General features: G+C 70.8%; 23 protein-coding genes and 1 pseudogene. 12 read left to right on the top strand and 12 right to left on the bottom strand.

What is annotated here, in order from left to right:
- Positions 1–128 precede the first annotated feature (128 nt).
- On the bottom strand, positions 129–986 hold the full coding sequence (locus LNW73_RS10180) for a lysozyme (RefSeq protein WP_250989715.1): 858 nt from the start codon (positions 984–986) through the stop codon (positions 129–131).
- Between the two features lie 211 nt (positions 987–1,197).
- Between LNW73_RS10180 and LNW73_RS10175 the strand changes: the two genes are divergently transcribed.
- Positions 1,198–1,623: a MarR family winged helix-turn-helix transcriptional regulator gene (locus tag LNW73_RS10175; protein WP_250980326.1), complete on the top strand. Its 426-nt coding sequence runs from the start codon at positions 1,198–1,200 to the stop codon at positions 1,621–1,623.
- Positions 1,624–1,660: 37 nt separating this feature from the next.
- On the opposite strand, the gene LNW73_RS10170 is transcribed toward LNW73_RS10175, so the two are convergent.
- Positions 1,661–2,431: a hypothetical protein gene (locus tag LNW73_RS10170; RefSeq protein WP_250989714.1), complete on the bottom strand. Its 771-nt coding sequence runs from the start codon at positions 2,429–2,431 to the stop codon at positions 1,661–1,663.
- 368 nt (positions 2,432–2,799) lie between these two features.
- Between LNW73_RS10170 and LNW73_RS10165 the strand changes: the two genes are divergently transcribed.
- Genes LNW73_RS10165 through LNW73_RS10145 form a run of 5 tightly spaced genes read left to right on the top strand, consistent with a single transcriptional unit; the run spans position 2,800 to position 7,976 of the window.
- Positions 2,800–5,214 (top strand): sensor histidine kinase, encoded by a 2,415-nt coding sequence (locus LNW73_RS10165; RefSeq protein ID WP_250989713.1) that lies wholly within the window; start codon positions 2,800–2,802, stop codon positions 5,212–5,214.
- Positions 5,174–5,686, top strand: a complete 513-nt coding sequence (locus LNW73_RS10160; RefSeq protein ID WP_250977676.1) for a roadblock/LC7 domain-containing protein — start codon at positions 5,174–5,176, stop codon at positions 5,684–5,686. Before LNW73_RS10165 ends, LNW73_RS10160 begins: the two co-directional genes overlap by 41 nt.
- Positions 5,686–6,081: a DUF742 domain-containing protein gene (locus tag LNW73_RS10155; RefSeq protein ID WP_138350879.1), complete on the top strand. Its 396-nt coding sequence runs from the start codon at positions 5,686–5,688 to the stop codon at positions 6,079–6,081. The genes LNW73_RS10160 and LNW73_RS10155 overlap by 1 nt, the downstream gene beginning before the upstream one ends.
- Positions 6,062–6,670, top strand: a complete 609-nt coding sequence (locus LNW73_RS10150; RefSeq protein ID WP_138350878.1) for a GTP-binding protein — start codon at positions 6,062–6,064, stop codon at positions 6,668–6,670. The genes LNW73_RS10155 and LNW73_RS10150 overlap by 20 nt, the downstream gene beginning before the upstream one ends.
- Before the next feature lie 43 nt (positions 6,671–6,713).
- Positions 6,714–7,976 (top strand): styrene monooxygenase/indole monooxygenase family protein, encoded by a 1,263-nt coding sequence (locus LNW73_RS10145; RefSeq protein WP_250989712.1) that lies wholly within the window; start codon positions 6,714–6,716, stop codon positions 7,974–7,976.
- 67 nt (positions 7,977–8,043) lie between these two features.
- Here the strand turns inward: LNW73_RS10145 and LNW73_RS10140 are convergent, their stop codons facing one another.
- From LNW73_RS10140 to LNW73_RS10115, 6 genes and pseudogenes are all read right to left on the bottom strand, one after another.
- Positions 8,044–9,162, bottom strand: coding sequence for a C40 family peptidase (locus LNW73_RS10140; protein WP_250989711.1), 1,119 nt, complete (start codon positions 9,160–9,162; stop codon positions 8,044–8,046).
- A 177-nt stretch (positions 9,163–9,339) separates the two neighbouring features.
- Positions 9,340–10,335 (bottom strand): outer membrane protein assembly factor BamB family protein, encoded by a 996-nt coding sequence (locus LNW73_RS10135; protein ID WP_250989710.1) that lies wholly within the window; start codon positions 10,333–10,335, stop codon positions 9,340–9,342.
- Positions 10,336–10,682: 347 nt separating this feature from the next.
- Positions 10,683–12,320: a chitinase gene (locus LNW73_RS10130; RefSeq protein WP_374118069.1), complete on the bottom strand. Its 1,638-nt coding sequence runs from the start codon at positions 12,318–12,320 to the stop codon at positions 10,683–10,685.
- A gap of 162 nt (positions 12,321–12,482) precedes the next feature.
- On the bottom strand, positions 12,483–12,779 hold the full coding sequence (locus LNW73_RS10125; protein ID WP_138350875.1) for a hypothetical protein: 297 nt from the start codon (positions 12,777–12,779) through the stop codon (positions 12,483–12,485).
- Positions 12,776–13,530: pseudogene (locus tag LNW73_RS10120) on the bottom strand (TetR/AcrR family transcriptional regulator). Before LNW73_RS10120 ends, LNW73_RS10125 begins: the two are co-directional and overlap by 4 nt.
- A 70-nt stretch (positions 13,531–13,600) precedes the next feature.
- Entirely contained in the window at positions 13,601–14,491 is an 891-nt protein-coding gene (locus tag LNW73_RS10115) for an AurF N-oxygenase family protein (RefSeq protein WP_250977681.1), read from the bottom strand.
- 172 nt (positions 14,492–14,663) lie between these two features.
- Here LNW73_RS10115 and LNW73_RS10110 point away from each other — a divergent pair, with 172 nt between their 5' ends.
- The 3 genes from LNW73_RS10110 (at position 14,664) to LNW73_RS10100 (ending at position 17,856) form a co-directional block, all read left to right on the top strand.
- On the top strand, positions 14,664–15,779 hold the full coding sequence (locus tag LNW73_RS10110; RefSeq protein ID WP_250989709.1) for a ferritin-like domain-containing protein: 1,116 nt from the start codon (positions 14,664–14,666) through the stop codon (positions 15,777–15,779).
- Positions 15,780–15,839: 60 nt separating this feature from the next.
- A complete protein-coding gene (locus LNW73_RS10105) occupies positions 15,840–16,979 on the top strand; it encodes a CapA family protein (protein WP_250989708.1) in 1,140 nt (379 codons plus the stop codon).
- A gap of 106 nt (positions 16,980–17,085) precedes the next feature.
- Entirely contained in the window at positions 17,086–17,856 is a 771-nt protein-coding gene (locus LNW73_RS10100; RefSeq protein ID WP_250989707.1) for a polysaccharide deacetylase family protein, read from the top strand.
- Positions 17,857–17,887: 31 nt separating this feature from the next.
- On the opposite strand, the gene LNW73_RS10095 is transcribed toward LNW73_RS10100, so the two are convergent.
- Both LNW73_RS10095 and LNW73_RS10090 read right to left on the bottom strand, forming a co-directional pair.
- Positions 17,888–19,339, bottom strand: a complete 1,452-nt coding sequence (locus LNW73_RS10095) for a penicillin-binding transpeptidase domain-containing protein (protein WP_250989706.1) — start codon at positions 19,337–19,339, stop codon at positions 17,888–17,890.
- Positions 19,336–20,685 carry an FtsW/RodA/SpoVE family cell cycle protein gene (locus LNW73_RS10090; protein ID WP_250977686.1) on the bottom strand — a complete coding sequence of 450 codons (1,350 nt, stop codon included), beginning with the start codon at positions 20,683–20,685 and terminating at the stop codon, positions 19,336–19,338. Before LNW73_RS10090 ends, LNW73_RS10095 begins: the two co-directional genes overlap by 4 nt.
- 96 nt (positions 20,686–20,781) lie before the next feature.
- Here LNW73_RS10090 and LNW73_RS10085 point away from each other — a divergent pair, with 96 nt between their 5' ends.
- From LNW73_RS10085 to LNW73_RS10075, 3 genes are all read left to right on the top strand, one after another.
- Positions 20,782–21,435, top strand: coding sequence for a pentapeptide repeat-containing protein (locus tag LNW73_RS10085; protein ID WP_250989705.1), 654 nt, complete (start codon positions 20,782–20,784; stop codon positions 21,433–21,435).
- 23 nt (positions 21,436–21,458) lie between these two features.
- Positions 21,459–21,947, top strand: coding sequence for a glutathione peroxidase (locus LNW73_RS10080; RefSeq protein ID WP_138350866.1), 489 nt, complete (start codon positions 21,459–21,461; stop codon positions 21,945–21,947).
- A gap of 279 nt (positions 21,948–22,226) precedes the next feature.
- Positions 22,227–22,859, top strand: coding sequence for a hypothetical protein (locus tag LNW73_RS10075; protein ID WP_250977689.1), 633 nt, complete (start codon positions 22,227–22,229; stop codon positions 22,857–22,859).
- Between the two features lie 326 nt (positions 22,860–23,185).
- On the opposite strand, the gene LNW73_RS10070 is transcribed toward LNW73_RS10075, so the two are convergent.
- Together LNW73_RS10070 and LNW73_RS10065 are read right to left on the bottom strand one after the other, a co-directional pair.
- Positions 23,186–23,422 carry a hypothetical protein gene (locus LNW73_RS10070; protein ID WP_250989704.1) on the bottom strand — a complete coding sequence of 79 codons (237 nt, stop codon included), beginning with the start codon at positions 23,420–23,422 and terminating at the stop codon, positions 23,186–23,188.
- A 109-nt stretch (positions 23,423–23,531) separates the two neighbouring features.
- Positions 23,532–24,539: a helix-turn-helix transcriptional regulator gene (locus LNW73_RS10065; RefSeq protein WP_250977691.1), complete on the bottom strand. Its 1,008-nt coding sequence runs from the start codon at positions 24,537–24,539 to the stop codon at positions 23,532–23,534.
- Between the last annotated feature and the right edge of the window lie 169 nt (positions 24,540–24,708).

Genomic DNA, 24,708 nt, shown 5'->3' with positions numbered 1-24,708 from the left:
CAGAACAGAACAGTGCACAGAACAGAACAGTGCGCGGAACACGGTGCACAGAGCAGGGCGCTCCCCTCCCCCCGTGCGGAGGGGCGGCGCCCTGTTCCGTGTGCCGTGCGGTTCCGCGGGCCGGGCGGCTATCCGTTGGCGAAGGCCTGCAGCCGGTCGTAGGCCCCGTTGAAGCGGTCCTGGTCACCGGGGAAGACGCCGGAGTCGGCGTACTGCCAGATGGTGTGGAAGCCCCAGCCGGCCGGCAGGGTGCCGACGCTGGTGGAGTAGCGCGGGATCCACAGCGGGTTGTCGGCGGCGAAGGCACTGCTGTTGCCGGTGCACTGGGTCCACCAGTTGGTGGAGGAGTAGATCGTCGGGTAACGGCCGGTGCGGGCGCGGTACTCGTTGCTGAACGCGGCGATCCAGTTGACCATGCTGCCCGCGCTCAGGCCGTAGCAGGTGGCGCCGTACGGGTTGTACTCGATGTCGAGCGCGCCCGGCAGCGTCTTGCCGTCACCGGACCAGCCGCCGCCGTGGTTGACGAAGTAGTCGGCCTGGGCGGCGCCGCCGGAGTTGTCCGGCAGCGCGAAGTGGTACGCGCCGCGGATCATCCCGACGTTGTACGAGCCGTTGTACTGCTGGGCGAAGTAGGGATTGGTGTACGAGGTGCCCTCGGTGGCCTTGACGTAGGCGAACCGTCCGCCGTTGGACCAGGCCGCGGACCAGTTGACGTTGCCCTGGTAGCCGCTGACGTCCATGCCCGGAGTCTGGGTGACCAGTGGGGTGGCCACGCCTCCGGTGGTGCTGCCGCCCTCGTGGGCGCGGATGGTCGAGCCCATCCAGTCGAGTTCGGGGTGGGTCATCGGGCCGCTGCCGACCGCGCCCGCGGCATTCGGCAGGGTGAATAAGAGGGCGAGCACAGTGCCGAGCAGTCCGGCCGTGAAGGCGGTTCTGGTGCGGAAGAATCCTGATCTGTGCACGGCGGATTGGGCTCCGAAGGACATACGTTCCTCCATGGGGGACGGGGCCTGACGCGCACCATGGCCTTGGGATGGCCATGACAGGATGAAGGTAGGGGCGGAAACTACGCGCGTGGAAGGGTCCCCGGGAACCGCCGTTGGTCTACACCTACGAAATACTTGAGCAGCTGCGGGAACGACGATCGCTGAAAGAAACTTTCAGCCCCCTGAAAGCGGGAGCGCTGTGGACGAGCAGATGGAAGCCCTGGAACGCGAGCTGACGGTGTTCTACCGGCGGGCCCGCGCGTCCTCGGGTGAGATGGCGCGTGAGCTGCACCCGGAACTGGAACCCGCCGCCTACGGGCTCCTGGTCCGGCTCCAGGAGTGCGAGCCCGAGCGTGCCACCGACCTCGCCGCGTACTTCGGCGTCGGCAAGGCCACCATGAGCCGGCAGCTGCGCGCGCTGGAGGTGCTGGGACTCGTCACCCGCGAGCCGGATCCGGCCGACGGCCGCGCCTTCCTGATGCGGATGACGGCCGAGGGCCGCGAGCGCTTCTCCCGCGTGCGCGCCGCCCGGCGCTCCCGCTACCTCCGGCGGCTGGCGGCCTGGGACCGCGCCGAGGTCAGCGAACTGGCCCGGCTGCTGCAGCGGCTGAACGAACTGCAGGGCTCGGAGGACTAGAACCCCCCGTCCGGACGGACGGGAGCGACCCGGCGGGTCAGAGCTCCACGAGCGCGGCCGTCGCGTCGTCGAACGGCTTGCCGCGCGGGACGGCGCGGCCCTCGGGGTCGGCGGCCTCCACGGCGCGCACCCGCCGGATCAGTGTCTGCGGTCCCTCGTCGCGCAGCAGCGCGAAGGTGCCGGCCCAGTCGTCCGTGCGGAAGACCTCGACCAGCCGGGTCGCCCCGTCGCTCAGCGCCGCGAACGCGCGGACGTCGCCGCGCGGGGTGGTGCCGGTGACGGCGCGGGAGACCACCGCCGGATCGGCGGCGGCGGTGAAGAAGCCGCCCTCGGCGTTGCGCAGCGCGGGGACGGCGCGGCCCTCGGCCACCAGCCGGTCGATGCGGTCGTCCAGCACCGGTGTGATCTTGCCGTCGGGGGCTTCGAGGAGCAGCACCGAATCGGAGAGCACGAGATGCTCCACGGTGTCCTGGTTCCACCGGACCGTGACCACGGTGGCCTGCGGTGTGAGCTGGTGATAAAGATCACAGGTGTCGCGGTGCGCGTCCGCCGTACGGGCAATTGCGGACGCCAAACAGTCGGAGAGAGTCATCTCCGGTCGCGAAACGGACAGTTCGAGCAGGGCCCCGCCGAGCCGCGCCACGAACCAGGGCACCGAGTGGATGCAGTCCCCGTTGCCGGGCCGCGGCGTCACGCCATCCAGCAGAACCAGCACGCCACCGTGCCCGGAAGCGGGCAGGGCCAGCGAAAGGAAGTCCTCGTTGGGGCGGTCGGGGGTGCCGGGCTCGGTGCTGCTCTCGATGCGCATGGCTCAATTCTGCCGGAGCGCCGTTCGAACCTCTTGGTCCGTACCTGATGGACCCCGCATCGCGCCCGGTCCGGATCCCATGGCGCCTGACATGGGCGGATGGGATGCGGGCGGGCATCCTGCCAGGGCTCGGGCGGGACGCCAAACCCGTTCGACGATCACGGATTGAGACGTTCCGCGCCGGACTTGTCCGTCAACTCATGGGTGCGATTCACTCGTTCGGGTGTCGGGGGAGGGGACGCGCGGCCCCGTCTACAACGGGCTGAGAAGGTCGGGCCCATTGACCAGGCGAGACGGGATTGCGAGCTCCGGTGCGAAGACGACGTGAACCGCGCGACGGGGTCGCCCCCGCGGCGGGCAAAGGACGGGTGCGCAGCCGCTTGCTGGCCGCCCTGTTGATCTGTGCTGTCATCGTGCCGGCCGCGGCCGCGCCCGGAGTGGCGGTCGCCGTGCGCGACGTGTCCGACGCGCAGGACGAGGTGACGGGGGCCGAGTTGGCCATCCGGGCGATCTCGCTGTCGCACTCCCTGGCCGACGAACGCGACGACATGGCCGCCTTCGTCGCCGGCGGCCGCTCCACCGCGCCCGGCACCGGCGCCCCCGGGCTCTCCGAATCGCAGCGCAACCGGGTGGACCGGCAGGCGCAGAGCCTCTCGGCCGACGAGGACACCGGCGCGGAACTGCGCGAAGTGCTGGCGACCCTCCCGCAGATCCGGCAGGACGCGCTGACCGGCACCGGGACACCGCAGGCCGTCGTCGCCGCGTACGGCCCGCTGCTGGACGCCCTGGGCCGGGTGACGGGTCCGGTGACCGCACCGCTCAGCCGCGCCGCCGCGCTGGCCGCCACCGAACGCGGGCTGCTGGTGAGCGCGCTCACCGGCACCGGCTCCCAGCGGCCGCTGGGAGCCGACGCGCAGACCGCCGCGGTCCAGGAGCGGGCCGCGCTCGCCGACTTCCGCGCCACCGCGCCCCAAGACCTCCGCGACCAGTACAGCCAGACCGTCACCGGCGCGGATGTCACCGAGGCCGAGAGCTACCTCCGGCTCCTCACCGACCAGCCGCAGATGACCGGTTCCGACCGGGCGCTCGGCACGGCCGAGGTGAAGTCCGCGCTCACCGCCAGGATCGACCTGATGCGCAGCGTCGAGTCCTCGCTCGCCACCGCCGAGGCCGACGCGGCGGGCGAACGGCGGGACGACGCGGTGACCGCCCTCGAACTGCGGGTCGCCCTCGCCGCAGTGTGCCTGCTGGTCGCCGTCGGCGTCCTCGTCTCCACCGCCCGCTCGCTCACCCGGCCGCTCGCCGCACTGCACCGCTTCGCCAAGGGCGGGTCCGAGGAGGCACGCGTCGTCGGCGACGACGAGTTCGCGACGGTGGCCCGCCGTATCAACGTGCTCGTCACCGAGCTGCGCGCCGTACAGGCCCGCGGCCTCGAACTCGGCGCGGAACAGACCCGGCTGCTCGGCATCCGCGACGCGCTCGTCGCGGAGCGCGACAGCCTGCTGCGCCGGCAGGACGCCGTGAGCGCCGCGCCCGCCGTGAGCGCCAGGACAGGCACCGACCGGACCGGCGGGCCCACCACGTACGTCAACCTGTCGCTGCGCACCCTGGGCCTGGTGGAGCGCCAGCTCGCCCTGATCGAGGGCCTGGAGGAGCGCGAGCAGGACCCGGACCGGCTGGAGACGCTCTTCCGGCTGGACCACCTCGCCACCCGGATGCGCCGCAACAGCGAGAACCTGCTGGTCCTCGCAGGCACCGAGCACAGCCACGGCGGCGCCACCGCCAAGCCCGTGCCGCTGGTCGACGTGGCCCGGGCGGCGATCTCGGAGATAGAGCGTTACGAGCGGGTGCGGATCCAGGTGCTGCCCGCCGGGCAGCTGGCCGGCCACGCGGCCGACGACACCAGCCACCTGGTGGCCGAACTGCTGGACAACGCGACCGCCTTCTCGCCGCCCCAGTCCGAAGTACAGCTCTCCGGCTGGATGCTGGAGAACGGCGAGGCCATGATCTCCGTCGAGGACCAGGGCATCGGCGCTCCGCCGGAGCGGCTCGCCGAGCTCAACGCGCTGCTCACCGACCCCGAGCCGGCCGCGCCCGGCAACGCGACCGGTATGGGGCTGTATGTCGTGGCCCGGCTCGCCGCCCGCCACGGGATCCGCGTCCAGCTGCGCGAACAGAAGCAGGGCGGCATCGCGGCCGTCGTCATCCTGCCGCGCCGGCTGCTGCCCGCCGCCCGGCCCGACGAGGCTCCGGCCAACCCGGTGGAGGCCGCGATCGCGGGCGAGCCGATGCCGGTGCCGGCGCCGGAGATTCCGGAGCCGGCGGCCGGGAGCCCGGAAGCGGTTCCGGTCGCGGCCGAGGCTTCGGGAGACGCGTCCGTGCAGCACACGGGACCCGAGCGGGACCCGGCCGGGGACCGGCCCACGGGCGGTGTCGTACGGCCGCGGCACACGCCCGACGACGCGCGAGCGGAACCCGCCGCATCCGACGGATCCATCACCGGCAAGGGCCTGCCGCAGCGCGTGCCGCGCAGCAGCGGGCTGACCGGCGAGCCGGCCGCGCGGCGGCCGGAAAGGACCGGGCCGGTGGACGCGGAGGCGCTACGGCGTAAGTTCGGCGGATTGCAGCAAGGACTTCGGGACGGACGACGGGACGCGGAAGAGGAGACCCGGGCGGCAGACCCGGGGCAGGCAGGCCCAACGGGGGCACAGGCGCAGCTGGAACCATCGAGGAGGCGAGCCGTTGAACGCGGCGAGTACGGATACGAAGGACCTGAGCCATGAAGCCCGGAATCTCCGGTGGTTGCTGAGCAACTTCGTCGAGGAGGTGCCGGGCGTCCACTCGGTCGCCGTGGTCTCCTCCGACGGACTGCTGCTGATCAACTCCGACCCGGATCCGGCGGCAGCGGCGGAACCCGGCGGGCAGCAGCCGCCGGCCGGCCCCGCGGACGCCCGTGCGGACCTGGCCACGGTCGTCTCCGGCCTCGCCTCGCTGACCGACGGCGCGGCGCGCCTGATGGACGGCGGCCGGGTCCGGCAGACCGCGGTCGCGATGGACGAGGGCAGTCTCTTCGTGATGTCGATCAGCGACGGCTCGCTGCTCGGCGTCCACGCCTCCGCCGACTGCGACATGAGCGTCGTGGGGTACCACATGGCCCTCTTCGTCGGCCGGGCCGGGCACGTGCTGACCCCGGCGCTCCGCAACGAGCTGCGCCGGTCCCAGGAAGCCGCCGCCTCCGAGAGCGGGGCCCGCTGATGTCCATGTCCCTGCCCCAGCGCGGCCTCGACCGCCGCACCGCCCGGGTCCGCCCGTACGCACTGACCGGCGGACGCACCCGTTTCGGCCATGTGCTGTTCGTCGAGACCTTCGTGGCGAGCATCGACGGCCAGGAGCCGAATTTCGTGCTGACCGCCGGCCGCTGGGCCGAGCGGGTGATGCCGGAGATGCGCGCGATCGTGGAGTTGTGCCGCAGAATGCGGTCGGTGGCCGAGATCTCGGCACTGCTGCGGATGCCGCTCGGCGTCGTCCGCGTACTGCTCAGCGACCTGGCTGATCAGGGGAGGATCCGCGTCTACGGCACCGGGCACGGCCCCGGCAGCCCGGATCGCGCTCTGTTGGAAAGGGTGCTCGGTGGACTTCGCAGGCTTTGAGGAGACCGGCGGCACGCAGGAGTGGCAGACGGAGCGCGGGCGCGCGCCGGTCTCCACCAAGATCGTGGTCGCGGGCGGCTTCGGCGTGGGCAAGACGACGTTCGTCGGCTCGATCTCGGAGATCACGCCGCTCACCACCGAGGCGGTGATGACGCGGGCCAGCGAGTCCGTGGACGACCTCGGCTCGACCCCGGACAAGACGACGACCACCGTCGCGATGGACTTCGGCCGGATCACCCTGGACCAGGACCTCGTGCTGTACGTCTTCGGCACGCCGGGCCAGCAGCGCTTCTGGTTCATGTGGGACGACCTGGTGCGCGGCGCGATCGGCGCGATCGTGCTGGCGGACACCCGGCGGCTGGCCGAGTGCTTCCCCGCGCTCGACTACTTCGAGGGCTGCGGACTGCCGTACACCGTGGCGGTCAACCAGTTCGAGGGCACTCCCGAATACACCGAGCAGGACGTCCGCGAGGCGCTCGCCGTACCGCCGCACATACCGGTGTTGATCTGTGACGCCCGGAAGCGGTATTCGGTAGTGGAGGCACTCATGGCGCTGGTGGCGCACGCCCTGGCCGAACAGCCGCTCTGAGCGATCCGTTCCCGCATTTTTTCACGAAAGCCGGACCTTCATCATGCGCAAGATACTCATCGTCGGAGCCGGTCAGGCCGGGCTCCAACTGGCCCTGGGTCTGCAGGGCCGTGGCTATGAAGTCACCCTCATGTCCAACCGCACGGCCGACGAGATACGCGACGGCCGGGTGATGTCCACCCAGTGCATGTTCGACACCGCGCTGCGGCACGAGCGCGATCTGGGCATCAACTTCTGGGAGGAGCAGGCGCCGCGCATCGAGGGTCTCGGTGTCTCGGTCGCGGCCCCGGACGCGTCGCGTCCCATCGACTGGGTCGGCCGGCTGGACGGCTACGCGCAGTCCGTCGACCAGCGGGTGAAGATGGCCGGCTGGATGGAGACCTTCGCCGAGCGCGGCGGCAAGCTTGTCATCCACGGCGTCGCGGTCTCCGACCTCGACTACTTCTCGCGCGCCTACGACCTGGTGCTGGTCGCCGCGGGCAAGGGCGAGCTGGTCTCCATGTTCCGCCGCGACGCCTCCCGTTCGCCCTACGAGGCCCCGCAGCGCGCGCTGGCGGTCGCGTACGTGCACGGTCTCGGCCCGCGCCCCGAGCACCCCGACTTCCTGGCGGTGCGCTGCAACCTGGTGCCGGGCGTCGGCGAACTCTTCGTCATGCCGACCCTCACCACCTCGGGTCCCGCCGACATCCTCTTCTGGGAGGGCGTCCCCGGCGGTCCCCTCGACGTCTTCCAGGGCGTCAAGGACCCCGTGGAGCACCTGCGCCTCACCCTCGACCTGATGCGGCAGTTCACCCCGTGGGAGTACGACCGGGCCCGCTCGGTGGAACTCACCGACGGGAACGGCACTCTCGCCGGCCGGTACGCGCCGACGGTGCGGCAGGGCGTCGCCGAACTGCCGTCGGGTGGTCTCGTCCTCGGCGTCGCCGATGTCGTGGTCGCGAACGACCCCATCACCGGGCAGGGCTCCAACAGCGCCGCCAAGTGCGCCGCGTCCTATCTGGAGAGCATCACGGAGCGCGGCGACCAGCCCTTCGACGGCGCGTGGATGCAGTCCGCCTTCGACCGGTACTGGCGGATCGCCGAGCCGGTCACCAAGTGGACGAACGCGATGCTCGCGCCGCCGCCCGAGCACGTTCTCCAGGTGATCGGCGCCGCGGGCGGGCTGCAGCCCGTCGCGGACCGCTTCGCCAACGGGTTCAACGACCCGGCCGACTACGAGCAGTGGTTCTTCGACCCGGAGCTGGCCGCGGCCTACCTCGGCGAGGTCCAGGCGGGACAGGCCGCGCAGCCCGCGCAGAGCGCGTAACGCGGCGGGGCCGGGCGGGCTCGTGACACGAGCCCGCCCGGCCCCGGAGTTGTCCTGCGCCGGCCGACTAGCCGACGTTGTTGCCCTGGTCGGAGCCGCCGCCGTCGATCGGCGTTTTGGCGTCCGCCTTGGGGACGGCCGGCGGGACGTAGTTCTTCATCGGGCCCTGCGCGGAGTCGGGCCGGACCGCCCCCAGGATCGGGTTGGCGGCGATGGGCGAGACCTTCACGACGGAGCCGGGGCGCGGTGCCTGGATGACGAGACCGTCGCCGATGTAGATGGCGACATGCGTGGCGCCCGGGAAGTAGATCACGAGGTCACCGGGGCGCAGCAGGCTCAGCGGCACCTTGGGCAGCTGCGCCCACTGCTCCTGGCTGGTGCGCGGGATCGCCCTCCCGGCGTGCAGCCAGGCCTGCGACGTGAGGCCCGAGCAGTCGTACGCGTCCGGCCCTTCGGCGCCCCAGACATACGGCTTGCTGAGCTGCAGGAACGCATAGCCGACCGCGCGGTTGCCCGCCTCGGACGGCGTCCGGCTGCCCGCACCGAGGGCCTTGGAGTCCAGGAAGTCGCTCTGGGCCTGGTTGATGCCCTGCTCCTCGAGCTTCTGGAGCTCGTCGAGCTGAATGCCTGTCAGACCCGCGATGATCGTCTCGACGCGCTTGAGGTGCTCCTCGACCTGGACCTTCGCGGCGCCCTGCTGGGTCTGCAGCAGCTGCGCCTGGCCGAGCGCGCTCTGGGCGCCGGCGTTCAGCACCGCGATCCGCGCCTCGCCGGTCTTCAGCTGCTCCAGGACGTCGGCCTCGCTCCCGGCGGCCCGCTGCAGCAGGTGCTTCTGGGAGAAGAGCTGCTGCGGGTCGTCGCCGACCAGGAGGTTGAGGTACGGCGAGACTCCGCCGTCCTGGTACTGCCGGCGGGCGAGCATCCCGATCTGGTCGCGGGCCTCGGCGACCGCGACCCGCTGGTCGGCCAGCTGCTTGTCCAGCAGAACGGCCGTGGCCCGCTGCTTGGCGGCGGCTTCCTTGGCCTTGTTGAAGGCCTCGGTCGCCTGCTCGGTCTGCAGATAGAGCGTCTGGAGCTGGGTCAGCAGCTGGGGCAGCGGCTGTGACGGGGGGTCATGGGGCGCGGCGGCCGCCTGCTGGGCGGGGAGCGAGAGTGCGGCGGCCGCGAGGAGCGCACCGCATATCACCGCTCGATGGATCCACCCACGGTTCCGTCGGGCCACTGACATCCCCTCACCTTCGGTTGCACAGAGGTGATCACCTGCTGCGCCAAGATCCTGTCACGGATTGTCGTATCTTCGACAGTGGGAATAGGCGATTCCGCTCAATCCGGTCACCCCCGCGGGTGCCTTCCCCTCGCCTGCTCAGCCCATCGGCAGGGCCGTCACCGTGTTTCCGTTCTGGACGAACAGGACGCTACCCCGGGCGGCGAGCCGTATGCCCGCGGCGGCGCCGGTCTCCGCTCCCGGAACCCGGTAGCTCCACACCGCCTTACGGGTACGGAGGTCGAACGCCGCCACGCACGGCCGGCCGCCGGCGGTGGGTGCGTGCAGCACCCCGCCGTGCACCACCGGCGCGCACTGCGTGCCCAGCGGTATCGCGGGGCCGCTCTCCCACAGCGGGCCGCCGGTGCGGGCGTCGAGGGCGAGGACGCCCGCGGCGGACCCGGTGGCGTACAGGACGCCGTCGGCGATCACCGGATCGCTGTACGTCCGGTCACGGGGAGCGTGCCGCCAGGCGACGGTGCCGTCGTCCAGCGCGACCGCGGTGACCCCGCCGCCCGCCACGTAGGCGCGCGGACCGGCGACCGCCGGGCGGCCGTTGCCGGTCCCCCGCAGGGCGCGCGTCCACTGCCGTTCGCCGGTCCGCCGGTCGAGGGAGGTCAGGGCGTCGCCGTCGCAGTACAGCAACCGGTCGCCGGGCAGCACCGCCGTCGGAGCCTCGGAGGGTATGTGCCCGGCGGTGGCCCGCCACAGTTCGCGGCGGTCCTTGAGGTCGTAGGCGAGCAGCAGAGCGGCGTAGTCGTCGTCGAGCGGGCTGCCCTGGGACGCCGTCAGGTACAGCGCGCCGCCGTCGGAGGCCAGCAGCGCGTCCTGGGCGAACCGCAGACCGGCCGCGGGCTCCAGGGTCCAGCGGACCCGGCCCTTGGCGGCCGGGTCGACCGCGCGCGGCGCCGCGGCGCCCACGGTGTAGGCCACGTCCGCCAGCAGTCCGTCGCCGGTGGGCACCGGAGCGCCGTCGGGTTCGAAGCCGCCGGCGGTCCACAGCGGGCGCCCGGTGCGGGTGTCGAGGCCGATCAGACCGTCGTAGCCCTTGAGGACGAGGAGGGTGTCGCTCACCGCCACCGGCGCGACGTCCACCAGTTCGGGCCCGTCGTACGTCCACAGCGGGGGCGGCGCGCTGCCGGGCGGGCGGGATCGCCTGGGGCGGGGCTGTGAGGACGGGCCGCCGGAGGGGGAGGGGCCGGCGTCCCCGCGGGGGCGCCGGGGGCGTTGCGCAGCCAGGTGATCCCGGCCGCGCTCGCCATCGCGGCACCGCCGAAGGACACCGTCAGCAGAGCCCGGCGCGACATCCCGGCGGGCTGGTCCGACATGCGTGCGTGCCCCCTCCGGCCTGGACCTGTCGACGGAGACTACGACCGCCCCCGGCCGGAATCCAGTCCGGCCGGGGGCGGTGCGTGGTTACTTCTGGTTGCTCCTGATTGATCTCAGCTTCCGAAGTACGAGCGGAAATTGTTGGAGAACTCCCAGTTGCTGTACTTGTCCCAGTTCACCGACCAGGTCATCAGGCCGCGCAGTGCCGGCCAGGTGCCGTGGGTGGAGTAGCTGCCGCAGTTCGTCTTCCTGGTGAGGCAGTCCAGTGCCTTGTTCACCTCGGCCGGGGCGGTGTAGCCGTTGCCGGCGTTGGTGCTCGCGGGCAGGCCGATGGCGATCTGGGAGGGCGCCAGCGGCGGGAACATGTTGGCGGTGTTGCCCGCGACGGGGAAGCCGGTGAGCAGCATGTCGGTCATGGCGATGTGGAAGTCCGCGCCGCCCATGGAGTGGTACTGGTTGTCCAGGCCCATGATCGAGCCCGAGTTGTAGTCCTGGACGTGCAGCAGGGTCAGATCGCCGCGCATCGCGTAGATCACCGGCAGATAGGCGCCCGCGCGCGGGTCCTGACCGCCCCACGGGCCGGACCCGTAGTACTGGTAGCCGAGCTGGACGAAGAAGGTCTCCGGGGCCATCGTCAGGACGAAGCCGCTGCCGTACTTGGCCTTGAGGGTCTTCAGCGCGGAGATCAGGTTCACCACGACCGGTGTCGTCGGGTTCTTGAAGTCGGTGTCGCCGGTGTTGAGGGAGAGCGAGTGGCCCTCGAAGTCGATGTCGAGGCCGTTGAGCCCCCACTTGTCGATGATCGCGCTCACCGAGGAGACGAAGGTGTCGCGGGCCGCCGCGGTGGTCAGCTGCACCTGGCCGTTCTGGCCGCCGATGGAGATGACGACCTTCTTGCCCTGGGCCTGCTTGGCCTGGATGGCGGCCTTGAACTCGGCGTCGGACTCGACGCCGGCGCACTCGGTCGCGGGGCAGCGGTTGAAGCGGATGTCGCCGGAGGTGACGGAGGTCGGCTCACCGAAGGCGAGGTCGATGACGTTCCAGGTGCTGGGAACGTCGGCCATCCGCGTGTAGCCCGCCCCGTTGGCGAAGCTCGCGTGCAGATAGCCGACCAGCGCGTGGGTGGGCAGTCCGCCGGAGGGCGGCGGGGTGGTGGGCGGCGTGGTGGGAGGGGTCGTCGGCGGCGTCGTGGGGGGCGTCGTCGGCGGTGTCGTGGGCGGTGTCGTGGGCGGGTTGGTCGGGCCGCCGGGCCCGCTGAGCGAGGCGTCGTCGGCGTAGTAGACCGGCTGGCCGTACCAGCCGTGCAGATAGACCGTGGCGCTGGTCTGGCTCGCGCCGGTCGTGAAGTTGACGCTCAGCTGCTGGTACGCGCCGCCGGTGCCCGGCGTCCAGGTGCTGGTGCCGCCGTCCACGCCGATGTACACGTACGAGCCCTTGACCTGGGCGGAGAAGGTGTAGGCGGTGTTCGGCGCGACGGCGACGGTCTGCTTGCACTGGGCGGTGTCGCCCGCGCCGGGGGTGCCGGCGAGCGCGTAACTCCCGCTCTTGGCCTGGCCGGTGACGGCCTTGGCGCTCGCGTCGCAGGTCCAGCCGGACAGGGATCCGGTCTCGAAGCCGCCGTTGGTCAGGAACTCACCGGCGGAGGCGGAGGGGGCGAGCGCGACCAGGCCGCCGAGGGTGGCCGCGCAGGCGAGGGTGGCTGCGCCGGCGATGGCGGATCGCGACCGGCCGCGGAAGGGGGATGTGAGCACGGGGGGATGCTCCTTCTGCTTCAAGGAGTGCGCATGACGCAGCGCGCATGACAAGGCGCAGCAAACAGGTCTGGACCAATCCTGTCAATGGTCTGAACCAACACCCGTGCGACGTCCGGTGGTCACCGCGCCCCCGTGCGGCCGTCACCTGCCGTTGTGCCGTCAATCCCCGGGCGGGCGCGTCCCCTTGTTCCGTACGCTCTTCGACCACGGCCACTTCAGCCGGGTGTCCGGCACGGTCCCTTCGGGGTCGTACACGAAGACCCACCGGGTCTGCCGAGCCGCGCGCGGGCCGGGGCTCGGCTCGCGGTGGTACACGTGCACCACGGGCTTGCCCCCGTCGGCGTCCGGCACCGGCACGGTGTACACCTTCGGCGGCTGTCCGGTCGCCCCGACCAGGACGCCCATCAGGCGCCCGTCCAGCGGGCCGCCGACGAACTCCGTGTTCTCGCTTCTCACGCGCCCAGCATCCCACGGCCGTCGTCGTCGGGGAGCAGATGCGCGACGGCCTCCACGATCGGGGCAAGCCGCCGGGCCAGTTCACCGGCCGGGCTGTCGGGGGTCTCCAGGGCCAGCGCCGCCGCGGCGATCCCGGCGGTCTCCGGGTCGGTGGTCGCGGTGATCACCAGCAGGCCGGTGAGATGGTCGACGAGCCAGCCGCGCAGCTCCGGCAGCGGCGGCTGCTTGCCCTCGTCCAGCCAGGTCAGCGACACGGCCTCCACCGAGGCGATCCAGGAGCGGACCATCATCGCCAGCCGCGGGCCCGGATCCGGCGCCCCCAGGTGCAGCAGCACCTGCTCGGCCGCGCTCCGCCGCACCCCGTCGACGATCGCGCCCGTCCGGCTGGTCTCGGCGACGCTGCCGCCGCGCAGCAGTGCCGAGTAGGCGGCGTCGTGCTCGTCGACGAACGCGAGATAACGGTCCAGGGCGTGCGCCAGCCGCTGCGTCGGTGCGCCCTGTGACGGTTCGACGAAGCATTTCCGCAGCTCATCGGCGGCATTGTGCATCGCGGCCTCGTACAACTGCTGTTTGCCACCAGGGAAGTACCGGTAGACCAGCGGCCGTGACACCCCGGCGGCGGCCGCGACGTCGTCGACCGACACGTCCTCGGGCGGTGGTGCCCGAAGAGGTCCACCGCTGCCGCGAGCAACTGCGTGCGGCGTTGCTCGACGCTGAGTCGGCGGTATGCGGGCGCCGCGCTGCCGTTCATGGGCGCAGCCTAACCGGTGGGGCCGGGCGCGGGTCCGGTGACGGCCGCGCACCAGGCCGTAACGGGTCGTTCAGGCGAGCAGGCCCGAGGCGCGCCACAGCCGGCGGCCGGGGCCGCGCAGCACATCGATCTCCTCCAGGAACTCGACGAGCCGCTTCGAGGACTGCAGCATGACGTCCCGGCGGTGGCCGCTGGCCCGCACCTGCTCCATGGCGTAGGCCGGATTGAGCCCGACCGCCTCGTACACCTTCGGGCTGACCAGCGAGCCCGCCACGATCCTCGCGGTCTCCCCGGAGGTCAGCCGGGTGAGCTCGCGCTCCCAGCGCGGGGCGGTCGCCATCTGGCGGGTCAGCTCCTCACGGGCGTACCGCACGTGCCGGGCCTCCTCGATCACATGGATGCGGGTCACCCCGCGCACCAGCGGCTGGACGCGCTCGTCCGGGAAGGTCAGCCGCTGCATCCAGTCGAGGATCTCCTCGACGAGCAGCGTCCCGGTGAAGGCGCCGGGCGTCGTCGAGTACGTCTTCAGGATCCGGCCGAGGTGCAGATGGAGCTTGCGCGGCCGGTAGACCGGGGTGCCGGACTTCTTGACCAGCCGGCCGAACATCATCGAGTGCCGGCACTCGTCGGCGACCTCGGTCAGCGCGTACCGGACGTGCTGGCTGGTCGGGTCGAGGGCGTAGATGTGCCGGGCGAGCAGCTGCATCAGGATGATCTCGAACCAGATGCCCATCGAGGCGATGCTCGCGCCCTCATGCCGGCTCAGCTCGATCCGCTGCTCCTGCGACATGTGCTTCCACAGCGGGGTGTCGTAGAGGGAGCACAGCTCCGGGGGCCAGAACCACTTGCCGTCCTCGAACGGGGCGTCCCAGTCCAGCTCGGTGTCGGGGTCGAAGGAGTGCTTGGCGGAGGCGTCGAGCAGCCGCTCCGCGACCTTCTCGCGCTCCGTGATTTTGGTCATGATGGGGGCCATACGCTTATGAGACTGCGTGTCAGCAAGGACGTCAATCCCTCGCGCAGAACTTGTTGACCCGGCGGTAACCGGCGTGTGAGTCTGCCAACGACCGCCAACGACAGCACGGCCAACGACCGGACCCCGTAACGCATTTCGGGCGAGCCACGAGGAGGCGTCAGTGTCGACGCACGAGCTCTACACGACAGCACCGACCGAAGCTCTCTGGGAGGTCACGGCGAGCGGCGCGGCCCGCTTCTCCTGGGAGTACGACGACGGGCGCGACCGGCTGCTGGCCCTCTACCAGAAGGGCAAGGACAAGCAGTGGGACGCCGTCCGGCGGATCGACTGGGACCTGGAGGTCGATCCCTACGACCCGCTCGGCGTCCCGGACGAGGCGCTCACCGTCTACGGGACCCGTTACTGGGACAAGATGGACGAACAGAACAAGAAGGACCTGCGACGGCACTACGCGTCCTGGCAGTTCAGCCAGTTCCTGCACGGTGAGCAGGGCGCCATGGTCTGCGCGGCCCGCATCGTCGAATCCGTCCCCGATCTGGACGCCAAGTTCTACTCCGCGACCCAGACCATGGACGAGGCCCGGCACGCCGAGATATACGCCCGGTTCCTGCAGGAAAAGGTCGGGATGCTGTATCCGATCAATGATTCCCTGCAGGGACTGCTCGGCGACACCCTGCGCGATTCCCGCTGGGACATGCCCTATCTCGGAATGCAGGTCCTCATCGAAGGACTCGCCCTCGCCGCGTTCGGCATGCTCCGCGACACCACGGACAAACCGCTGCCCAAGCAGATCCTGGCCTACATCATGCAGGACGAGGCCCGGCACGTCGCTTTCGGGCGGATGGCCCTGCGTGACTACTACCAGCAGCTCAGCGACGGTGAACTCCGGGAGCGCGAGGAATTCGTCATCGAGGGCTGCTATCTGATGCGCGACCGGCTGCGCGGGGTCGAGGTGCTGGAGAACTTCGGAATTCCGCGAAAGGACGCCGAGGAACTCAGCGAGAACTCCGAGTACCTGCACCTGTTCCGGAAGCTGCTCTTCAGCCGGATCGTGCCCTGTGTGAAGGACATCGGTCTGTGGGGCCCCCGGCTGCAACAGGCCTATGTCGATATGGGCGTCTTCGAAATGGGCGACTCCAATCTCGATCTGCTCATGGCCGAGGACGAGGAGATCGCCGAGAAACTCGACGCCGAACGCTTCGCCGCCGAGGAGTCGGCCCGCGTCGCGGAGGTCGCCGACGCGATCACCCTCGGCTCGGGAACGGAGACCGGCTGAATCCCGGGGAGAGTTCCCAGGACGTCGAAAACATCCGCTCGGGAGTCGTACGCTTGCTCGATGCTTGAAGGACCGAGAGCGCGACGGCGCGTACGCATGGCGCTGGGGCTCGCACTGCTGACCCTCAGCGCCGCCTGTGGATCCGGCTCGACGCCGTCGCCCGAGGTACTGGCGCCGGTGTCCGGCGCGCCCACCGCACAGGTGGACGGCCTGCCGGAGGGTTCGGTGGCGCCGGAGGCGACGGCACCGGCCGCACCGGGGACGATCACCCTCGCGTTCGGCGGTGATGTGCACTTCACGGAGCGTACGCAGCCCCGGCTGGTCAACGGGATGACGGAGCCGGCGATCGGTCCGCTCTCCAAGACCCTCGCGGCCGCCGACTTCTCCATGGTCAACCTGGAGACGGCGATCACCACGCGGGGCACCCCGCAGCCCAAGACGTACCACTTCAGGACGCCCGCCACCGCGCTCGACGTCCTCAAGAAGTCGGGCGTGGACGCGGTCTCGATGGCGAACAACCATGCCGTCGACTACGGCGCGCAGGGGCTGACGGACACCCTCGATGCGGTCAAGGACGCGCCGATCCCGGTCGTCGGCATCGGTGCGAACGAGGCCCAGGCCTACCGTCCGTATCTGAAGACGATCCGCGGGGTGAAGCTCGCCGTCCTCGCGGCCAGCCAGGTGCAGGACATCACCAACCAGAACTGGCGCGCCACGGCGACCAAGCCGGGCATCGCCTCGGCGCTGGAGCAGACCAAGCTGGTGGCGGCGGTCAAGGCGGCGAAGAAGAAGGCCGACGTCGTGGTCGTCTATCTGCACTGGGGCACCGAGGGGCAGTCCTGCCCGGGGCCCGAGCAGAAGTCCATCGCGGCCAAGCTGGCGGCGGCCGGGGCCACCGCGGTCGTCGGCACGCACGCACACGTGATGCTGGGCTCCGGGATGCTGCGGCATACCTATGTCGCCTACGGCATGGGCAATCTGCTCTGGTACGGCACCTCGCCCTACCCGAACTCCAACGACACCGGCGTCACCACCCTGACCATCGCCAAGGGCAAGGTCGCGGGCGAGCGCTTCACGCCGGCCTTCGTCGACAACCGGGGTGTGCCCATGCCCCAGGAGGACGCCGGGGCGAAACGCATCAACGACCGCCGCGCCGGGCTGCGCGGCTGCACGGGATTGTCAGCGGCGCCGAAGAAGTAGGAACCGCCGCGCTGTCACCGGCATCTATCACTGCAGATGTGCGGGGGTTTGGCTGTGTGTTCAGTCCTGCCGTGCTGCGACGCGACGAGAGAAGGGGACTCAACCCATGGCGCGACTCACCGCGAGCCAGCGGAACATAGCGATAACCGTGGCCTCGGTCATCGCCCTGATAGCCGCGATAGCCGGCGCCCTGGCGGTGTCCGGATACAACAAGGCACAGGCCGAGGCGAAGGAATCCAAGCCCACGGTGGACGCGAAGCCCGCCCGGCCGGTGCCGATCGAGATCGTGCACATGCCGGAGAGCGGCGGCAAGGCCGTCAACATCACCATCGACGACGGCCCCGACCCCACCTGGACGCCGAGGGTGCTCGAGGTGCTGAAGCAGAACGATGTGAAGGCCGTCTTCTGCGTGATCGGTCCGCAGGCGAAGGCCCACCCCGACCTCATCCGGCAGATCGTGGCGGCCGGCCACCGGCTCTGTGACCACTCGATGACCCACGACACGGGCATGGACAAGAAGCCCGAGGCGTACCAGAGCCAGGAGATCCTCGACGCGCAGCGGATGATCGAGGAGGCCTCCGGCGGTGTGAAGGTGCAGTACTGGCGGGCCCCGGGCGGTGCGTTCACCCCCTTCAACCGCAAGCTCGCCGCGACGCACGGAATGCGGCCGCTGGGCTGGAACGTGGACTCCAAGGACTTCGAGAAGCCCGGTGTCAGCACCATCGTGAGCACCGTCAAGAAGGAGGTGGCGGGCGGCCCGACCCTCCTCTTCCACGACGGTGGCGGCAAGCGCGACCAGACGGTCGCGGCCCTGGAGAAGGTGCTCCCGTGGCTGAAGCAGCAGGGCTACGCGTTCAGCTTCCCGAAGATCTACTAGGCCCAGGCGCCCTGTTCGCCGGTGGTGCCGGTCAGCCCAGGACGGCCCGCATGACGTCGCGGGCGATGGGGGCCGCGCTGCCGCCACCGGAGATGTCGGCACGGACGGCCTCGGCGTCCTCGACGACGACGGCCACCGCGACGGCCGGCTGACCGGCAGCGGACTTGGCGTAGGAGATGAACCAGGCATAGGGCATGCCCTTGTTGCCGACGCCGTGCTGGGCGGTGCCGGTCTTGCCGCCGACCGTGATGCCGGGGATCGCCGCGTTGGTGCCGGTGCCCTTGGTGACGACGGCCTCCATCATCTGCTGGAGCCGCACGGCGGTGCCGGAGCTGACGGCCTGGTGCAGGGGGCGGCCGGCGGCCGCGGCGACCGTGACGCCGTTGGAGTTGGTGATCCGGTCCACGAGGTACGGGGACATCAGCTCGCCGCCGTTGACGACCGCCGCCGCGACCATCGCCATCTGCAGCGGTGTCGCGGTGGTGTCGAACTGGCCGATGGACGACAGGGCGACCTGGTCGGGGCCCATCCTGGTGTCGAAGTTGCTCGGTGCGACGCTCGGCGGGATCCGCAGCCTGCGGTCGTTGAAGCCGAACGCCTGCGCCTGCTTCACCATCCCCTTCAGCCCGACGTCCACGCCGAGCTTCGCGAAGACCGTGTTGCACGAGACGGTGAAGGCGACGAGCAGGCTGGCGTCGGCGCAGCCCGCCGCCTCGTTCTCCAGCTGGGTGGTGGTGCCGGGCAGCGTGTAGGGCTCGGGGGTCTTCGTCGGGGCCTTCGGATCGGCGACCTTGCCGCTCTCCAGGGCCGCGGCGGCGGTGACGACCTTGAAGGTGGAGCCCGGCGGGTACGTCTGGCGGATCGCCCGGTCCAGCATCGGCTGCTCGGGATCGCCGGTGAGCCGGGCCCACTCGGCGTTGACGTCGCGGCCGGTCCCCGCGATCCCCGAGGGGTCGTAGGAGGGCGTGGAGACCAGCGCCAGGATCCGCCCGGTGGCCGGGTCGAGCGCCGCGACGGCGCCCGTGCGGTCGCCGAGCCCGGTGAAGGCGGCCTCCTGGGCGGCCGGGTTGATGGTGGTGTGGACGTCGCCGCCCTTCTGCCGGGCGCGGGTGATCTCGTTCCACAGCGGGAGCGAGGCCAGCTGCGGGTCGGTGCCGGACAGCACGGCGTCCTCGGTGCCCTCCAGCATCCTCGTGCCGTACAGCTGCGACACATAGCCCGTGACGGGCGCGTACAGCGGCCCCTGGGTGTAGGTGCGCAGATACGTCAGCTGGTCGTCGGTCGCGAGCGAGCCGGTGACGGACCTCCCCGCGACGAGGATGTCGCCGCGCGGCTGGTCGTAGCGGGCGATCAGCGCGCGGCGGTTGGCCGGATTGGCGTTGAACGAGTCGGCCTGGAAGATCTGGACCCGGCTGGTGTTGATCAGCAGCGCGACCAGCAGGACCAGACAGCAGGCGGCGGCCCGCCGGATGTAGCGGATCACCAGGCACCCGCGTCCGGCAGCGGGCGGCGCGCGCTGTCGCTGAGCCGGATCAGCAGCGCGACGATGATCCAGTTGGTGACGACGGACGAGCCGCCCTGGGCGAGGAACGGCATCGCCATGCCGGTCAGCGGGATCAGGTCCATCACCCCGCCCGCGATCACGAAGACCTGCAGGGCCAGGATCGACGCGAGGCCGATCGCCAGCAGCCGGCCGAACGGGTCGCGCAGCGCCAGCCCCGCCCGGTAGCCGCGGGCCACCAGCAGCGCGTAGAGCACCAGGAGCACGGTCAGTCCCGCCATGCCCAGCTCCTCGCCGACCGTGGAGAGGATGAAGTCGGACTTGGTGGCGAAGCCGATCAGATACGAGTGGCCCTGCCCCAGACCGGTGCCGAGCATGCCGCCCGCGCCGAAGGCGAACAGCGACTGGGCGAGCTGGTTGGGTCCGTCGCCCGCCTCGATGCTGGCGAACGGGTGCAGCCAGTCCTCCACCCGCGCGTGGACGTGCGGTTCGACCGCACCGACGGCGAAGGCGCCGAGCGCCGACAGCAGCAGCCCCACCGCGATCCAGCCGGTCCGGCCGGTCGCGACGTACAGCATGACCACGAAGAGCCCGAAGAACAGCAGCGAGGTGCCCAGGTCCCGCTCCGCGATCAGCAGGCACACGCTGAGCAGCCAGATCGTCACGATCGGGCCGAGCACCCGGCCGGTGGGCAGCTGCAGCTTCCAGAAGGTGCGGCCGGTGTACGCCAGGGCGTTGCGGTTGGTCGCGAGGTACGCGGCGAAGAACAGCGCGAGCAGGATCTTGGCGAACTCGCCCGGCTGGATCGAGAAGCCGGCGATCCGGATCCAGATCTTGGCGCCGTTGATCGCCGGGAAGGAGATCGGGACGACCATGAGGAACAGGGCGGCCGCGCAGCAGACGTACGCGTAGCGCGACAGCACCCGGTGATCGCGCAGCACCAGGACCACCGCGATGAAGAGCCCGATGCCCAGCGTCGACCAGACCAGCTGGGTGGGAGCGCCCTCGGCGCCGAGCACCGGCTCCAGATCGAGCCGGTAGATCAGGACCAGCCCGACCCCGTTGAGCAGGACGGCGATCGGGAGCAGCAGCGGGTCGGCGTAGGGGGCGCGGGCCCTGACGGCGGCATGGGCGAGCAGCGCCAGGACGCCGAGCCCCGCTCCGTACCCCGCCGCGTCGGGCGGCACGGCGCCGTTCCGGGCCAGTCCCACTTCCGCGTAGCCGTACACCGAGATGAGAACCGCACCGATCAGCAGGGAGAGCTCCACGCCGCGCCGCTTCGGCAGCAGCACGAGGGGCGGGGGAGCGTCGGTGGTCGTTGCGCTCATGGGCTGCAACGTAGCAAGCGGCGGGGCCAATGTCCCTTATGCGACCGATGGGCACCGCGAGCCCCGCTGTCGGGGCCGGGACGTAGGCTGCACGGTGTGACGCCACCCGAGGAGCTCGCCGACCTGCCCTTCGCCGACCTGCTGCGCCCGCACGAGGGCGGCTTGGAGGTCGACGAGCGGTACGACACGGTGCACTTCGACCGGCTCACCTTCGAGGACGAGAAGGCCTCGGGGGTGCACTTCCTCGAGTGCGCCATCACGGACTGCGGCTTCACCGGCACCCCGCTGCGCGGCGCCCGTTTCAACGACGTCTGGGCGCACGCCACCCGCTTCACCGGCACCGCGCTCGCCGAGTCCTCCTGGCTCGACACCGCCTTCACCGCGTGCGCGCTGGCGGGCATCGAGGCGTACGGCTCGGTGCTGCGGCGCGTCGTGTTCCGCCAGTGCAAGTTCGACTCGGTGAACCTGCGGGCCAGCACGCTGCACGACGTGGTCTTCGAGGACTGCGTGCTGCGGGACGTGGACCTCGGCGGCGCCAAGCTGACCGGGGTAAGCTTCCCCGGCACCCGGCTGGAGCGCGTCCACCTCGCCCGCGCCACGCTGAAGAAGACCGATCTGCGCGGCGCCACCACCCTCGAACTCGCCGACGGCCATGAATCGCTCAAGGGTGCCCTCATCACCACCCTCCAGCTCTTCGACCTGGCCCCGGCCCTCGCCCAGACCCTCGGCATCACCGTCAAGGACAAGTAGTCAAGGACAAGTAGGAGACCCCTGTGAGCCTGTACGACATCCCGCTGCGCACCCTGTCCGGCGAGCCCGCCTCGCTGGCGGACCAGCGCGGCAAGGCGCTGCTCATCGTCAACGTCGCCTCCAAGTGCGGTCTCACCCCGCAGTACGAGGGCCTGGAGCGGCTGCAGCAGCGGTACGCGGAGCGCGGCTTCACCGTGCTCGGTGTGCCCAGCAACCAGTTCGCCGGCCAGGAGCCCGGCAGCGCGGAGGAGATCCAGACCTTCTGCTCCACCAGCTACGGTGTGAGCTTCCCGCTCCTGGAGAAGGCCGACGTCAACGGCGAGGAGCGGCACCCGCTGTACACCGAGCTGACGCAGGCGAAGGACGCCGAGGGCGAGGCCGGGGACGTGCAGTGGAACTTCGAGAAGTTCCTGATCGGCCCGGACGGCGAGGTGGCGGGCAGGTTCCGGCCGCGCACCGAGCCCGAGGCCGCTGAGCTGGTCGAAGCCATCGAAGCCGTGCTGCCCGCCTGACCTCGCAAGATCGCCCCGTGTCCCCTAAGGGCGGGGCCACGCCATGGCGCGATCCGGCAGGTTGGAACTCATTGTCGGGGTGGTCGCTCTCCTGCTTTTCTCTTCTTACCGCCTCGGCGAGGAAGGGACAGCGGAGTGCAGGAGAGCGAATTCCGTACCGGGCATCTATGCGTGGACACGGATCCTGCGCTGTGCCTCCCCTGCCAGGAGCGGTTGGATCGGCAACTCGCCTTGCTTCCCCGGGTATATGGCGAGTTGGAGGCTGCGCTCGTTCCGGCTGTGGACGGTGGCGACCGTGTCACCGCAGGTGGCCGGCCCGGCATCCCGCTGAACGGGCCGGCTGTCGATGCGCGCGCCGACATCCGAGGCACCCTCGCCTCCTGGGCCGATCTGATAGTCGAGGGCCGCACCGTCCGCCTCCCCCTGCGGACGGTGCCGGCCCTCGCCGCATTCCTACGACGCCATCTGGCGTGGCTGGCCGTTCACCCCGCGGCCGAGGACGCCGCGGCGGAGGTCGACGCACTCGTCCGCCGCTGTATGAAGATCGCCCGGCCCCGGCTGGAGCGCCGTATCCCCGTCGGTCCCTGCATCGTGCAGTCCTGCCCCGGCCGCCTCACCGCCGTCGTCCGTGAACCCGGCTCCACGCTTCCCCCGGCTGTGGAGTGCGATACGGACCGCGCCCACGTCTGGCCGCCGGAGCGCTGGCGCGCCCTGTACCGGGGCCGGGCCTGTGACGGGGTCCCGCCCGGGCTCAGCGCCCGTGAGATCTCCTCGGCCTGGCGGATACCCGCAGGCACGGTCTACTGGCTCGCCAATGAGCACCAGTGGCGGCGTAAGCGCGACGGTCGGCAGGTCTTCTACGCCCAGGAGGACGTGCTGCGCACGCTGGGCCGCGACCGCCTCACGGGCTGAGCGCGGGGCCGGCCCCCACCGAGCGGGCACGGGCCGGAGACGGTCCGTGAGCGGCCGGTGAGAACGGCTGAAAAGATTCGGTGCCGGTTGGCCGAGAACGGCCCCTCATGGCTGAAAAGGCACCCTTGTGTCGCGCCGTACTCCGCCACCCGCGTATCCACGCCTCCGAGCGGTCTTCCGGGCCGCCTTGCGAGCGCCCCCCGGGCGATATGGCTGAAAATCGCTGTTGCTCTGGCCGAAACGCGCCTGGACGCAGAAAACGCTGTACGGCCCGCGGCATAGCCGCGAACCGTACAGCGCTGTGGGGGAGGGGGGAAGGTCTGTTGTCAGGCGGTGGCCGACGCGGGAACCCACACATCCGGCGCGGCTGCCGGAACCCACACAGCCGGGTTGGCGCTCTCTGGCGTGCGCTGCGACCCCACGGCGGAGTCGTGCGTCGCGGCCATGGCGGTGGCGCCGACTGAAGAAAGGGCGAGCACCAGGGCTGCGACCGCTGTGACCTTGGTCAGGTGCTGCATGCTCGACATCGTGATCCTTGTCTGGGAAGGCAGGAAGTTGCTCACGGGTTCGGGATGCCCTTGTAGCAATGCCAGGGTGCCAAAAATGGACGGCAAGTGGCCAGTTAGGGCAGGTGCGTAAGTGCGCAATGGCGCGAATCGGAAGGTCATGAGGTCAGATGAACCCATGAGTCACGGCGAGTACCCCGGCCTGGAACCGGCTCTCGGCCTGCAGGTATCTCATGACCTCGGAGACCAGGCGGCTCACCGTACGGAGTGAGATGCCCAGTTTCCTGGCGATCCGCTCATCGGTGAGTCCGTTGGCCAGGAGGCGCATGGCGGTGCGGTGCTGCTCGGTCAGCTCGCTCGCGGAGTCGAACCGGTCAGCCACTTTGGTCGAGTACGGCACCGAGCGCAACCAGCAGTCCTCGTAGAGGGCGCTGTAGGTACGGACCAGAGCCGTACCGCGGACGAGGAGCGCGGCCTCCGACGGGTTGTCGGGGTTGGCCGCGAGCATCGCGGTGTGCATGTCGCCGATGCTCAGGTCCAGCGGGACCTGGGGCGCCAGCCGCACCTCCACACCCGCGGAGGCCAGTTCGGAGAGGTACTTGCGCTGCCGGGGCGCCGAATTGATGCCCTGGGTGTAGATCGCCTGTACCCGGATACCGCGTTTGACCATGTCGGCGTCGCCCTGGAGGGACTCGGCCAGTACCTCGGCCGGCGGCAGCGGCCCCGGATGCATGGAGCGCGAGCGGGTGGTGAGGGTGGCGTAGTAGTCGCCGACCATCTGCCGCTTGCGGCCGTCGCCGGTGATGATCTCCACCTCGACCTTGGCCGCGTCCCGCTGTACGGCGGGCCGGTAGCGCTCCATCAGGGACTCCGACGCTCTGACGATCGCCGTGAGCTCTTCACGCTGCGCCTGCAGTGCGGCCCGCTGCCGGTCCAGCAGGCTGATCAGCGCGGTGTCCGGATCCACCGGGTCGACCTCCTCCGGGCTGCGTCCGGCGCGAATCAGCCCCAGTTCACGGAGCTCCGCCCAGCCGACCGCCGCCTCGGTGGCGGTGAGACCCAGTCGTGCCGCGGCCGTCGCCGGCGGGCACGACCCCTGATCACGCAATGCCTGGTACAGGGCAAGACCGACATCGTCGGATTCCGCCGCCCCACCTCGAACAGTCACAGCCATGGCTACCCCCTCACCCAGAGGCGACTTTAGCAACGGTTGTGCCATATGCCAGCGGCCCGCTGTGCGGAGATGGCCGGTCATCGCGGTCGCGGATCGCCGCCGGGCGGCCGTGGCCGGGCCCCGCGGGTGAGGGTGGTCGAACGCTGTCCGGAATGCCGGGCTGTGCACG

The sequence above is a fragment of the Streptomyces sp. RKAG337 genome (assembly GCF_023701715.1).
Taxonomy (GTDB): Bacteria; Actinomycetota; Actinomycetes; order Streptomycetales; family Streptomycetaceae; genus Actinacidiphila.
Note: the sequence above shows the minus strand (reverse complement) of the source record. Positions and strands in the feature narration are given on the sequence as shown.